13 protein-coding genes are annotated in these 13,306 nt (G+C 38.9%); 2 read left to right on the top strand and 11 right to left on the bottom strand.

Annotated elements, in window-relative coordinates:
- Positions 1 to 44: 44 nt before the first annotated feature.
- The 3 genes from H5117_RS06450 to H5117_RS06440 form a co-directional block, all read right to left on the bottom strand.
- Positions 45 to 434: a nuclear transport factor 2 family protein gene (locus H5117_RS06450; RefSeq protein ID WP_149603532.1), complete on the bottom strand. Its 390-nt coding sequence runs from the start codon at positions 432 to 434 to the stop codon at positions 45 to 47.
- 82 nt (positions 435 to 516) lie between these two features.
- Positions 517 to 1,167: a DsbA family protein gene (locus H5117_RS06445; protein ID WP_182695368.1), complete on the bottom strand. Its 651-nt coding sequence runs from the start codon at positions 1,165 to 1,167 to the stop codon at positions 517 to 519.
- A gap of 40 nt (positions 1,168 to 1,207) precedes the next feature.
- Entirely contained in the window at positions 1,208 to 2,086 is an 879-nt protein-coding gene (locus H5117_RS06440) for an MBL fold metallo-hydrolase (RefSeq protein WP_024595728.1), read from the bottom strand.
- A 119-nt stretch (positions 2,087 to 2,205) separates the two neighbouring features.
- Between H5117_RS06440 and H5117_RS06435 the strand changes: the two genes are divergently transcribed.
- Positions 2,206 to 3,093 carry a LysR family transcriptional regulator gene (locus H5117_RS06435; protein WP_024595729.1) on the top strand — a complete coding sequence of 296 codons (888 nt, stop codon included), beginning with the start codon at positions 2,206 to 2,208 and terminating at the stop codon, positions 3,091 to 3,093.
- A 95-nt stretch (positions 3,094 to 3,188) separates the two neighbouring features.
- Here H5117_RS06435 and H5117_RS06430 read toward each other — a convergent pair whose 3' ends face one another.
- The 3 genes from H5117_RS06430 to H5117_RS06420 all read right to left on the bottom strand — a co-directional run bounded on the left by H5117_RS06430 (position 3,189) and on the right by H5117_RS06420 (position 5,076).
- Entirely contained in the window at positions 3,189 to 3,569 is a 381-nt protein-coding gene (locus tag H5117_RS06430; RefSeq protein WP_002960091.1) for an STAS/SEC14 domain-containing protein, read from the bottom strand.
- Positions 3,570 to 3,713: 144 nt separating this feature from the next.
- Complete coding sequence (locus H5117_RS06425) at positions 3,714 to 4,406, bottom strand: cupin domain-containing protein (RefSeq protein WP_024595730.1); 693 nt, start codon at positions 4,404 to 4,406, stop codon at positions 3,714 to 3,716.
- Positions 4,407 to 4,455: 49 nt separating this feature from the next.
- Positions 4,456 to 5,076, bottom strand: a complete 621-nt coding sequence (locus tag H5117_RS06420; protein WP_182692369.1) for a glutathione S-transferase family protein — start codon at positions 5,074 to 5,076, stop codon at positions 4,456 to 4,458.
- 389 nt (positions 5,077 to 5,465) lie between these two features.
- Between H5117_RS06420 and H5117_RS06415 the strand changes: the two genes are divergently transcribed.
- Positions 5,466 to 5,984, top strand: coding sequence for a TetR/AcrR family transcriptional regulator (locus H5117_RS06415; protein ID WP_182736735.1), 519 nt, complete (start codon positions 5,466 to 5,468; stop codon positions 5,982 to 5,984).
- An 84-nt stretch (positions 5,985 to 6,068) separates the two neighbouring features.
- On the opposite strand, the gene H5117_RS06410 is transcribed toward H5117_RS06415, so the two are convergent.
- The 5 genes from H5117_RS06410 to H5117_RS06390 all read right to left on the bottom strand — a co-directional run bounded on the left by H5117_RS06410 (position 6,069) and on the right by H5117_RS06390 (position 13,057).
- Positions 6,069 to 7,538: a carbon starvation protein A gene (locus H5117_RS06410; RefSeq protein ID WP_004334688.1), complete on the bottom strand. Its 1,470-nt coding sequence runs from the start codon at positions 7,536 to 7,538 to the stop codon at positions 6,069 to 6,071.
- Between the two features lie 259 nt (positions 7,539 to 7,797).
- The gene (locus tag H5117_RS06405; RefSeq protein WP_182711731.1) at positions 7,798 to 8,715 is read right to left on the bottom strand and encodes a carbohydrate kinase; all 918 of its coding nucleotides are present in this window, start codon (positions 8,713 to 8,715) and stop codon (positions 7,798 to 7,800) included.
- Positions 8,716 to 8,717: 2 nt separating this feature from the next.
- Positions 8,718 to 10,241, bottom strand: a complete 1,524-nt coding sequence (locus tag H5117_RS06400; protein WP_182736733.1) for a mannitol dehydrogenase family protein — start codon at positions 10,239 to 10,241, stop codon at positions 8,718 to 8,720.
- Positions 10,242 to 10,288: 47 nt separating this feature from the next.
- Entirely contained in the window at positions 10,289 to 12,010 is a 1,722-nt protein-coding gene (locus H5117_RS06395) for a cytosine permease (RefSeq protein ID WP_165723387.1), read from the bottom strand.
- A 372-nt stretch (positions 12,011 to 12,382) separates the two neighbouring features.
- Entirely contained in the window at positions 12,383 to 13,057 is a 675-nt protein-coding gene (locus tag H5117_RS06390; protein WP_149593207.1) for an HAD family phosphatase, read from the bottom strand.
- Between the last annotated feature and the right edge of the window lie 249 nt (positions 13,058 to 13,306).

Here is a 13,306-nt window from a genome sequence, read left to right as displayed (position 1 = left end):
AGACCTAATGTTTTTTAAGTTCAAATATATGCAGTAACGCGTAGTTACTGCATAGCATCAAACACCATTTTACTATCCACTATTTGTTCAAAGTGCGTTATTTTTTGATTTTTAAGCTGCCAAATATGCGCGACCCTAGCTTGCATTTTTTTACCCGTTTTAATATAAGTACCAGAGTACGTGCCATACACTACAACAGTATCATCTTGGGATAAGTAGTTTTGTGGCGTAAACGTGTAGTTATACCACTCGCTTGCAAGCTTTTGAAAAACATGTTCAGTAATGTCATTCATACCATGGTATGTACCAGCATAAGCAAAACCGTCAGCCTCTTTCCAAGTAATAGTATCACTTGCATGAGCAACTAAATTTTGCCCATTCTCTTGTGATGTTTTGCCTTCATACGTACTTTTAATTATGTCTATGTTGTTCATTTTTGCACACCCTTGCACTATAAAAAGGAAGCTCAATAAAGCTGTAATATAAACAGCTTTATTATTTAGAAATTTCATCACACTATACTAGCGCAACTGATTGCTGTAAGTAGGTAACCCACTGCTCAGTTTTTCCATAATAATGGGCTATATCGGCTTTTTGCCACTTACCTGTGTTAAATTCAAATGCTGCACTAGGAAAGCCTTGCCCATGAATATCGTGCAATAAGCCTCGGCTTTGTGCTATATGTTGATCTGTTGCACCGCCTTCTAGCGCATTAAAGTGGGTTTCAAATAAGGCCTTGTTTAAACCCAGCTCCAATGCAATATCAGTCAGTACATGCAGCTGCATAATGTTTTTACCCTGAGCATAATAAGCATGTTGAATACTATTAAGCATTTCCCCACCTGATATACCAAGCTCTTGCGCTGCCAATATAGCGGTAATAGCCGGAGCCGAGTTGAGTATAATATCGTTGGTTTTTAAAAGCCCATCAGTATAGTTACTACCAAATACCTGACCGGTTTTCTTCGCTATGACACTGTCGTTTTTAAGTGCAAATTCACGCCATGCAGGAGTCACAGGTTTGACATTATCACCTGTTAGCATACCTCCACTGTGTACTTTTACAATTAAACCATCAATATTTTCAGCAGCGGTGATCAAGGGCACGCTGCCGTAAGTCCAACCACATAAAGGGTCAACAATTATATGTAACGTTACGTTTTTCATTAATATTTCCTATCTAAATAATTGCTTAACGCAAGGGCACTTAGTGCCATTGCATCTCACCCATAACCACTTTTGAGCCCAACTCTAAAATGCTTCTTGCACCTAAATCAGGGTAAGCTTGAGTCATTATCTCTACAAATTCAGTTGAGTTTTTTGCATTTTTTGCAGCGCTATCCGCTTTATTTAAGTATCCTTTCATGAATGACACACCAGAAAGGTCTTGTTTACTGCCCTGTAAAAAATGACCTGGAATAACAGTCTGTGGTTTTAAATTCTCGATGTTATCTAATGTTGACTGCCAAGTTTGACGCTCTGCAGCAGTGCTCGAATCGGCCAACCACACATGCATTTGATCAAATACTACAACCCCACCCAGCACTGTTTTTATAGAAGGGATCCAAAGGTAAGTATGCTTTGGATCATGCTGTAAATTTTTAATAATAATTTCTTTCCCATCTATAGTTAGGCTATTAGATAGCATTACTTCTGGCAAAATAAGTTCTTTAGGTGCATTGCTCTTTAAAATAGGCCCCCAATAATTTAACTTTCCTTGCATTGAGCGCTTAATATTCTCTACTGTTGATTTAGTCGCTAATAACTTTGCTTTTGGAAAAGCAGCTTTAATTACATCTAAACCAAAGTAAAAATCAGGGTCGCTGTGACTAATATAAACAGCTGTTAATGTTTTACCGCTCGCTTTTATTTTTTCAACCAATGCTTGTGCATCATTACGCTGAAATTGGGCATCCACTAATAACACTTCGTTATCACCACTTATAATGCTTGATGAAACAGCAAAAATACTTTTGTCTTGTGGGTTATATACATCAACAACTAATTCACTTTGCGCTAATACCGGTTGCATTAATGTGCTTGCTAATAAAGCTGTTGCTGCTAATACGTGTTTAACTTTTTTCATTCTCAGTAGCCTGTTTGTTATTTCGTTAAGATGAGGCTATTGTATGTTGCAATTTAAGAATGAAAAACTAGGCAGAATGCAACTATCTGTTGCATAAATCGAACATATAGGCAAAGTGAATGGATAGAATTATTGCAGCTGATGTATTTATAAAAATTGTAGAGCAGAAAAGTCTAGCCGGTGCTGCCCGTGCTTTAGATATGTCTAGATCTATGGTTACACGGTATTTGAATCAAATGGAAAAGTGGGCAAATACCCAACTACTCCATCGGTCAACAAGAAAAATAACACTCACGTCAGAGGGTGAAAAAGTACTTAATCATAGCCGAGAGCTCATTGCCATCGCCCAAAACATCAGTGCGCCAATAGAAAGTAATAACAGATTAAACGGGCAAATTAGGTTGTCGTGCTCGCCTTTTTTAGCACATGATGTACTACCAGATATGTTGCAACAATTCTTGCACGCTCATCCCGAAGTCAGTATTGATGTACAAATTAGTAATCACGTTACAAATTTGGTAGAAGAGCGAATAGATTTAGCAATTAGAATTACCAATGACTTAGATCCTAATATAATTGCTCGCCCACTTGGGAAATGCCATTCAGTATTATGTGCAAGCCCAGAATATTTAGAAAAAAACTCTAAGCCTATAACTACGGATGATTTGAGTCGTCATAACTGTTTAAACTATTCACGGTTTGAAAAAAGTATGTGGCATTTTTCACACCCTGAAAAACCCGTATCTGTAGCGATTGCTGGTAACTTCAGTGCTAATGATTCGAGCTTACTGTTAAAAGCTGCTCTTAATAATCAAGGAATAACTCTACAACCTAAGTTTGCTGCGCAGAAATATATAAATAATGGAACGTTAATACATTTACTACCACACCTTAAACCACAAACTTTGAACATATACGGTATTTACCGCTCTAGGAAACATCAGTCACTTGCACTTCGTTCATTTATTGATAGCTTAGTAACGTATTTTGATAAAATTGATACTTAACAATAAGCGAAAACTATTAAACGTTCGCTATAAGTCCTTTATTTAAGAGTTGAAATAGCGCTTTGTAAGCGCTATTTTTTGAAAGAAGGGATTTATTATTCGTCTAGCCAATCTATGGCTGCGGTAGCATTTTCAAAGTATTGAACCTCACCCGATATAAACCAGTTACCTATTTTGGCCATTCGAGCTTGCCACTCTTTATTACCGTAAATAGCTACTTTTTTAAATTCTTTAGAGTGCTTAACACCTAACTTGAGGTCGTCCCACGCTGCGCGTAATTCCCAACCTTCAAGCTCGCTACCATCTATTAAGGCGTTTACAACTGGGTGCTTAACTTCGCCGAGAGCTGAATTTATCATTGGGGTAATTATTTTGTAGTCGTCGTGAGTAAGCGTACCAACGGCTTTAAGTTTTAAAAAAAACTCTCTTCCTGCACGTTCAAGACCAATCGATAAACCATGTGTTGTGTGTACCATTACTGCTCTCCTTAAATAGGCTGAGTGGTAAAAGTACACCTTCTAAAATTAATTAGTCCTGAACTAAATCAATAAATAGTCCTGAACTAAATCAATAAATAGTTCTGAGCTAGATCATTAAATAGTCTCAAATAAACGACTCAATTACGCATTTTGTACGCGAGATATCTGGTTTTCTACATCAGTTAAATGGCCCGTTTTAAGCCATACTTTTGCACCATTACTTCCCGCTTTAACGTTAACAGAGCTATTAATAGGCACTCTTAACCAACTGTTTTTTACAAGGGTATCGGCTTGCTCATCAAATGAGCCTTCAAGTACTAGCAGCTCAGCTCCGCCTTTTGCGCTTATAACCATGCAGGCGTTGGGCTTAAAGTCCAACAAGCTTACGTCTTCAAAATCGTCTTTGTATAAAGGGGTTACGGCTACATTTTTAAAACTAGGGTGCGCCGTACTTTGCATCAAGTCCGTTTGTAAACGCACGTGGGTTCGATCATCTGGCTGAAACTGCCATAACTTTACAAATATAACGCAGCCATTTTCAGACCCCGGTTTGTGCTTTGATTGCGGTGGGTTACGGATATAAGAACCTGCCGCAAAGTCACCATGTTCATCTTGAAATACACCTTCAAGCACAACAAACTCTTCACCGCCTGTATGTACATGTGGCGAAAATTCACTCCCAGGTGCATAACGAACAATGGTCGTTGCGCGAGCAACTTCGTCGCCCACTCTATCGAGCGCTCGCCTATCAACGCCCGCCATTGGCGATGCAACCCACGGAAGTGATTCGCTATGTACCACAACTCGTTTACTAAAATCGGCAGCAATTTTCATATTTGGCTCCTAACCGTAACTCCACTTAAATTTTAAACTAACAACCTAATTAAGCCGCAACACTTGGGCGTTTTGCTACTTTTTCTTGCCATGCAACTAAATGGGTTAACTCATTCGGGATTGCTATTTGTGCAAATCCAGCAAATACCAGACCAGCATACAATGTAATATCAGCAATACTAAACTGCTCGCCGCCAACAAACGCCGATTGCGCTAGTACATCATTAAAATAGCTAAACCCTTGGCGTGCTTTTTCGCCTTGTTTTTCACCCCAAGCCACATTTTGATACGTTTCAAGCTCTGGACCTAAGCCATCAGTTGCATGATGAAAGTAAGTTGCCACAGCGTCAAGCACCATAGATTCTGCGCGTTTTTGCATCATGTTAATTACTGCACGCTCTTTTGCGGTTTCACCCATTAAAGATGGGCCTTCAAATGCGGTATCAATATACTCAGTAATAGCGGTACTTTCTGATATAAACGTGCCGTCATCTAGCTCTAATACGGGTACACCTGCTAATGGATTTTTAGCTAAAAAGGCTTTTGTTCTGTGTTCACCATTTAATAAATCAACAGGTACAAACTCAACATTTGCAGTGGCATTTTTTTCAGCTAAAGCGATACGAACACGAAGTGGATTTGGAAAGTTTTCTACATCATAAATTTTCATAGCAATCTCTATCTTTATTGTTTAAAAGTGAGTCAATGGCAGAACCTACCTATCGATAGGTAATTTATAATATTAAACTAAATTTAAGTCAACGTTTAAATTTTTCTGATTTATGGGATTTAACTTAATTCATAATAAAATTATGGAGTTGCTTAAAAGTAAAAACACTTGTAAATAACTACCTACTGGTCGATAATTTTGCTGTACCAATTGCATTAAATAAGTGATCTATTATTGCGCTAGGAAAATAGCGCAATAACGAGGCGAAAATCATGACATCTAGTTATTCTGTATGAATAATTTTTAACGCAGTTAGTGTGTTATTTAATGCGATACAATGATCATGTTTTTAATAAAACTGGTGTTACTGCAGATAGGAAATATTAAAAATGAGTAAAAAAGAAGCTTTATTAAAAGCAGCTGAAAACAAGGTGCGCCTTGGCGGATACAGTAATTTTAGTTTTAGAGAGCTCGCCTGCGAAGTCGGCATTAAAAGCGCCAGTGTGCACTATCACTTTCCGACTAAGGCCGATTTAGGTGCTGAGCTTGCTCATCAATATACTAATTCTTTTTTAGCTGCGTTAGGCGAGCCAAGCGAGCTTAAAGCAAGCGGTAAAAATCCTATTGATGTGTACACTCAACTTTTTAGACGTGCATTAGTAACCGATAAAAAAATGTGTTTATGTGGGTTACTAGGAGCCGAAAGCGATAGCCTTCCAGATAAAGTACGCCTTGAAGTAAAACGCTTTTTTAATCAAAACCTAACATGGCTTAGCGCTGCACACTTAACTAATGGTGAGCCTAACCCCGCTCAAGCAGCTATTCAAACAGTGAGCCTGCTTGAGGGCGCTATGATGATAAGCAAAACGCTCGACGATAATAGTTACTTTGAACTTGCAACTCAGTAATACCTAAATTTAGTACACAAAAAAAGCGAGCTATTGATTATCAATAGCTCGCTTTTATAATGCTTGAAATAACTTATGTGATTATTAAACCGCTGTTGGTTTAACTTTATGCTTAGAGTGCACAATTGCTAAAACAATTAAGCCAATCACTGTTACTACAGCGCCAATAGGTTTACCTAAATCGCTTGATAAGTTAAGACCAATTGCTGCAGTGCCAATATAAGAAACCGTTACCGCTGTTGCTATAACAGCAGGAACACTGGCAATCCAATGGAATGTACCACGGTCAAACAAGTACTTAGTAGCAAGCCATAATACGCTTGTAGAAAGCAGCATGTTTGAAAATGCAAAGTAGCGCCAAATTAATGAGAAATCGAGCTTCGTCATAAAGTACGCTATAGCAAGTATAGGCACCGCCACTAGTAAGCGATTACGTAAGCTTTGTGGAATATTAAACGCATCAACAACAGTTAAACGTAATGAGCGGAACGCTGTATCACCAGAAGTAATTGGGAATACGGCTACTGCAATAATTGCCATTATACCGCCAAATACGCCTAAGTAACTGTTAGCTACATGGTTAACAACTAAGCCTGGACCACCTTGGTCAAGCAATGCTTTTAAGCCTGCGTAACCATCTGGGAACGCTGCAATACCAGCAAGTGCCCATACACAACCTACAATACCTTCACACATCATAGCGCCGTAATAAACTGGACGTACGTATTTTTCGTTAGTTAAACAGCGCGCAATAATAGGCGCTTGAGTAGAGTGAAAACCACTAATAGCACCACAGGTAATTGTTATAAATAACAATGGCCATGTTGGTAATCCATCTGGGTTTGGCTCTAAAAAGTCATGTGCGTGATCAGCTTCAAAGTAAGCTAAAAAGTCACTTGGTACAGGTAAGTGCGGCGCATTAATAAGTAATGAAATAGCAATTGCCACTGTCATTACAATCATTAGCGCACCAAAAATTGGGTAAAACTTAGTGATAATTTTATCAATTGGTAGCAAGGTCGCTAAAAAGTAATACGCTAAAATAGCAAGTACCCAAAAGGTGTTGTTTGCCAGTATTGTACCTTCAAAAAAATCAAGGTTACTTAGCAAACCTGCAGGGCTCATAATAAATACTACACCTACAAAAAACAGTAGCATGGCAGTAAATACAAGCATAAAGCCTTTAAATACGACGTTGTAATAATGGCCTGCGATTTCTGGTAGGCTTTTACCGTCTTCTTTTATACTCATTACACCTGAGAAGAAGTCGTGTACAGCGCCACCTAAAACATTACCAAGTACAATCCATACTAGTGCAACTGGTCCGTATAAAGCACCTAAAATTGGGCCAAATATTGGACCTACGCCAGCAATGTTTAAAAACTGAATTAAAAATGCTCGTACAGGGTGAATAGCTACGTAATCAACACCTTCGCTAAAGCGTTTTTGTGGTGTGTCAGCAGTTGAATCCAAACCGGCTTGTTTTTCAACAAATGGGCTGTAAAACTTATAGCCCAGTATTAAAATAGTGAGGCAGATAAAAAAGATGATCATAAAGCACGTTTCTCTTTTTGTATTTTAGTTATAGAGCGCATTGTGTGTCGCCCCGCCTTTTCAATCCGTGAATAATCGACGAACGATAACAAAGCTTTAACCCTCAAACAATAAGACGTTTAGCTAATACAATAATCGATATAAGCCACTATTTACGCAACCTGCGCACTTAACACTCACTTATCGCCTATGTCTTATTTTAGGCACAAAAAAAGCGGTTAAACTTTTACGTATAACCGCTTTCACACACAATGTTTTTTTAAAGTGGGTTCATAAACTCACTAATTTGTTGATGCGTTAAAGTAGGTGTTGCACCAGAACTTTCGGCGACCATTGCTCCAACGGCACATGCAAAGTCAACGGCATATTGCGCGTCGTCGTTGCTACAAAGCTGATAAATTAACGAACCAAAAAACGAATCCCCTGCGCCAACAGTGTCAATTACGCTAATTAAATAACCTGAATTATAAAAATTTTCGCCTTTGATTGTTAATAAAGCACCGTGGCTACCTTTAGTTACACATAAGTAATCGGTATTTGTTTGCTGTGCTATAAACGCTAAATTTTGTTCAAGCGAATGAAACTTACAACCCATCGCTTTTGCTATTTCGTATAGCTCTTCATCGTTTAATTTAATAAAGTCTGCTTTATTCATTAAATCTACAAGTGTTTCTAGCTTGTAATGCGGTGCACGTAGGTTTACGTCAAATACTTTAAAGTTTGCTACATCAACGAGTTGATTTAACGTTGCTAAAGACGCTTCGCTTCGCCCAATTAGGCTGCCAAATACAAATACATCGCTACTTTTAACTTTACTAAGTAACTCATCGGTAAGCGCTATATTATCCCACGCAGTATCTGCCACTATTTCATAACTTGCAGAGCCACCACTGTCGAGCGTTACCTCAACCGTGCTAGTTTTTTTATCACTATTGATAGCAATGTATTCGCAGCTTACGCCTTTGCTAGTAATTTCGCCTAGTAGCTCAGCGCCTAACTCGTCGTTACCAACAGCGCTGATCATGTCGGCTTTAATGCCAAGTGAGTTAATACGCACACACATGTTAAGTGGCGCGCCACCTAAGCGTTTACCTGAATCAAAACAATCCCACAGTACTTCGCCAAAACAGCTAACACTTACGTTTTCGCCTGATTTATGATTAATTAAAATGCTCATAATTAGTTACTCTTTTGATCAAGTACAGCCTGCATAATGGCTTTAATTTTACTATTAGGTGCATACAACGCAGCAATCGACTTTTTATATTCAGCAGTAAACGTTTCGTTATGCTCAAGCTTACCAAACAAGCTCGTTAACTTTAAAAATGCAATCGGGCTAGTTTGAGTCTCTTGCGCGTAAGAATTAAGCTCTTTGTGCATAGCATCTTGAATTTCAAGTTGCTCGCCGTTTTCACTTAAACCTTTATCGCTGTACAAACACCAAGTAGCAATAACAAGCGTTGCCAGTGATACATCTCGACCTTGTACTAGGTTTTCGTTAATTGTGGCAATTAAAAACTTAGGCAGTTTAGCTGAGCTTTCACTACAGATACGCGCTAGGCTGTCTTTAATATTAGGATTAGCAAAACGCTCTATTAACGTATCTTTGTAGCTTTCAAGGTCAATGCCTTCAAGTGGTTCAAGATTTGGGGTTACTTCTTTATCCATAAAAGCACGTAGGTATGTGGCAAATAATTCATCCGATACCGTTTCGTCAATAGTGCCGTAGCCATGGATTGAACCTAATAAACCAAGTACAGAATGCCCTGCATTAAGTAAACGTATTTTCATGGTTTCATAAGGCGTTACATCAGTAACAAACTGAGCACCAACAACATCCCAATTTGGACGAGAGTCACTAAATGTGTCCTCTATTACCCATTGTGTAAACGACTCACAGGTAATTGGCCACTCGTCGCTAACACCATATGCATCAACCACGTAATCAATATCACTCTTTTTAGATACCGGTGTAATACGGTCAACCATCGCATTTGGAAACGATACGTTTTGCTCAATCCACTCACTTAGGTCTTTGTCTTGCTCTGTAGCAAAGGCTAAAAGCATTTTGCGTGTTACGTTACCGTTGTGCTGAATGTTATCGCACGACTGTACTGTAAACGCGCCTAGGCCTTGCTCTTTACGAAGTTTTAACGCAGCAGTAATGTAGCCGAACGCTGTAATTGGGTCGTTCGGGTTATTAATGTCGTTAATAATATCTGGATTACTGTAATCAAACTCGCCCGTTGCAGGGTTAAAGTTGTAACCGCCTTCGGTAATAGTAAGCGACACAATTTTAGTATCGCTGCGCGCTAGCTTATTAATTACCGCTTGTTTGTCCTCTGGAGCAAACAAAAAGTCGATCATTGAGCCAATTACTTTGTTATCTATTGTACCGTCTGGGTGTCTAACAGTAAGCGTGTAAAGGTAATCTTGCTGCTTTAAAATATCACGCAGACCACGGTTACCCTCTAAAAGACCAACACCGCATATACCCCATTGCTCAGAGCCCGGAGTTTTTAAAAGCTCGTTAACATACACTGCTTGGTGAGCACGATGAAAACCGCCCACACCAATATGTACAATACCGGCTTTAACTGCGCTACGGTCGTAGGTTGGTGTATCAACATGGCTTGGTAATTGAGCCAAGCTCTGTTGGTTTAGCCCTGTAACTAGAGCGTCAGTGTGTTGGTATTGTGTCATGGTGTGACCTTACTAAACAAAGATAAAATATAAATTACGATACTGTATTACGATGCTGTGTTGAGTACTTTATGGCGTTTTAACGACCAGTACGCAGTAACAAAATAAATAACAGTACAAATAAAACAGGCTATTTCGAATTGCGATTTATTAGCGCTGTACATACTCATAGTTTCACTGAAAAACATCACTTGGCTGGCAAATATAAAAATAATAACCAACGAAACAGTAGAAACCGCGTTAAGTACTTTGGTAAATACAGAGCTGTCAATTACTGGCTTTGGAATGTCTTTAGCCTCAGCTGCTTGATATTCTTTAATATCACGTTGCTCTTGCTTTTCTGCTGCAATCTCTTGTGTGTAATCGTCACCAGCGCCGTATTTTTTAGCTAAAAGCGTGTAAACAGCAATGGTGAAAATCCATGTAGGAATAAATAAGTAGTAAAACGACATTACATCAATTGCGTTTAAGCCAAAGCCAAACACAAGTGCTAACGCCCAAGATGCTATAGCCGGTACGCTGCGGGTAATATTTTTATATTTAGCCCAGTAACGTGTTAGGCCAATTTTAGGAAATAACACATGCTCAGCAAACACAATGCCGCCTACTGGTACAACTAATAAGCCTGCGTAAGTAAGTAGCGGAAGCATTTGAGAAAATACAAACGGGAAACATGCAATAATTACGGTTACAACACCTACAATAGCGGTGGTGCGTTCACGTGATTGATTAACAAATATAGATTGCGCTGCAAGGCCTGCACGGTAAAGGTTTGCGTTAGCTGTAGTCCAACCGGCAATAATTACAATAACAAAGCCAGTCCAACCTAATGCATGGTATGCAACATCGCCCGGATCAAGTGATGAAATAGTTGTTTTAAGTAATACCGCAACACCTGCGCCCATAATACCGGCAGAGATCCACGCTAAGTAATGACCAAAAAACATGCCCACACCAGAAAACAAACCATAGCTTTTGCGTTTAGCAAATCTAAAAATAGCCATGTCGATTAAACCAAAGTGAGTTATTGAGTTAGCAGCCCATGCAAAGCCAATCACTTCTAATAGGCCAATGCCCTTTTCACCATCGGCATTGGTGCCCGTCCATATGGAGGAGTCGCCTATGGTCATAAAGTCGCTAAAGCTAGTTAAAGAGGTAGAACCTAATACGTGATTTGAAAGCTCAGGGAATAACGCAAACGAGCCTGCAATAAATATAACAAATAGCCACGGCGCACACAGCTTTGAAAAGTCAGCAACCGTAGAAAAGCCATACATCGCAACAAATACAACAATGGAGCCAACAGCTAAAACAATGGCTACAAACCAAAAGCTATTTGGATACCAATCAAGTTGCGCAGGTATATCAAACAAAAACCGCACGGCGGTGGAGGATACCGTGATCATCGCGGCCGATATAACACTAAAAATAACCACGTTAGCCCAGTTATAGAGCTTGGTCATTGAGTTACCAGCAATTTTGTTTAAGTAGTTATATAAACTTAAGCGGGTTTCTACTGCAATGGGTGCAGTAATCAGCCACCAAGAACACATTGCTAACAGGTTGCCTATTAATAAACCCAGTAGAATGTCGATGGTTGAAGCGCCTAATGCAACAAACGTTGCACCAATAACAAATTCAGTAGCCGCAACATGTTCGCCGGCGTATAGCCCTGCAAAATGCTTCCAGCCGTGAAGCTTATTATTAGCAACAGGAAGTTGCTCTTCGTTTACATCTTTAAATGTTTGTGTGTGTGGACTCGTTGCCATGGTATTTCCTATTGTTAACAGCAAAGCATTTAATACCAATCTGCATAACTATTTGAATAATTTAACGAGTTAAATTACCCCATAACGTCGTTAAAAATTTTATATTTAGAACAACTAGATATAAAAATTTTTGCCTAGTTACAGTGCAATTTTCTTATCGTTAAATAAACCCCATATTCAAGCAGATTGGTATAGTACCTAAATACTTTGCCTTTTATAATTTGGCTTATAAACGCATGATCTTTTGCCATGTTTTGTTTTATTTTTAGTAAAGCAAAACCATCTACATTTATATTTTGCGTTTGCTTGCCTGTCAGTGTGTAAGGCGAGCAAATCGCGTTTAAAACTTTGTTTATTTAAAAAGCTGCGTGTTTACTGCTTTTTAAGTGCAGGGTATGCACTAAAAAAATCTTGCCAATGCGTTAAATGATCAACATTTGGGTAAGCACTGTGTACATGATTAACAGAGCCTTGCATATGTTGCCCACCGCTGTAATGCAGTACTTGCATATTGGCGTCAATTCCTGCATTTACGCCGGCTTTACTGTCTTCAATTACTAAGCAATGCTCTGGCTTTACACCCATTTGCTTAGCTGCATGTAAAAATAAATCAGGCGCCGGTTTACCACGCTTAACTTCGCTGCTGGTAAAAACCGTATCGCTAAAGTACTTACTTAAACTCACTACGCTCAACGCTTTTGCGGTGCGTGCTGGGCTACTGCTTGTAGCTATACAAATAGGCACAGCTAAATTGTTAAGTACGTCTTCTATACCATCAGTCGTGGTTAGTCCGGTTTCAAATTCGTTTAATAGTGCCTCGCGGTAGTCACCTTCAAAGCTTTCAGGAAGAGTGACATTAAATGCATCCGCTATTTTTTGGCTTACTGTTTTAAAGTTGCAGCCTAAAAAGTGTTGCTGTACATAAGCGCGGTCAATCTCAACGCCTTTTTCAACAAGCATATTAATGAGTACTTGTGCGCTTAAAATTTCGCTATCAATAACAACGCCATCACAATCAAATATCACTAGCTCAATATTAGTATTCATCTTGTCACCTTATTAACACTGTTTGGTTTAGCTAATTTAAGTATAACGAGTTAAGCGCGATTAATATTGTGCAACTTTTTAGTGCAACTCATCAATGAGCATAAGCTCACTGGTTGAGCATATTCCCTTTATTGTGCGAATATGTCAACACACTGTAAGTATAAAACGCACCAGCTTGGTGAAAATACCGCCAGATAAAACTAAAAACCTTTGTATTTAATAAATTTTATAAAAGCATATTGCGACTAA

The sequence above is a fragment of the Pseudoalteromonas sp. SG45-1 genome (assembly GCF_014164135.1).
In the GTDB taxonomy this organism is placed as follows: Bacteria; Pseudomonadota; Gammaproteobacteria; order Enterobacterales; family Alteromonadaceae; genus Pseudoalteromonas; species Pseudoalteromonas distincta.
Note: the sequence above shows the minus strand (reverse complement) of the source record. Positions and strands in the feature narration are given on the sequence as shown.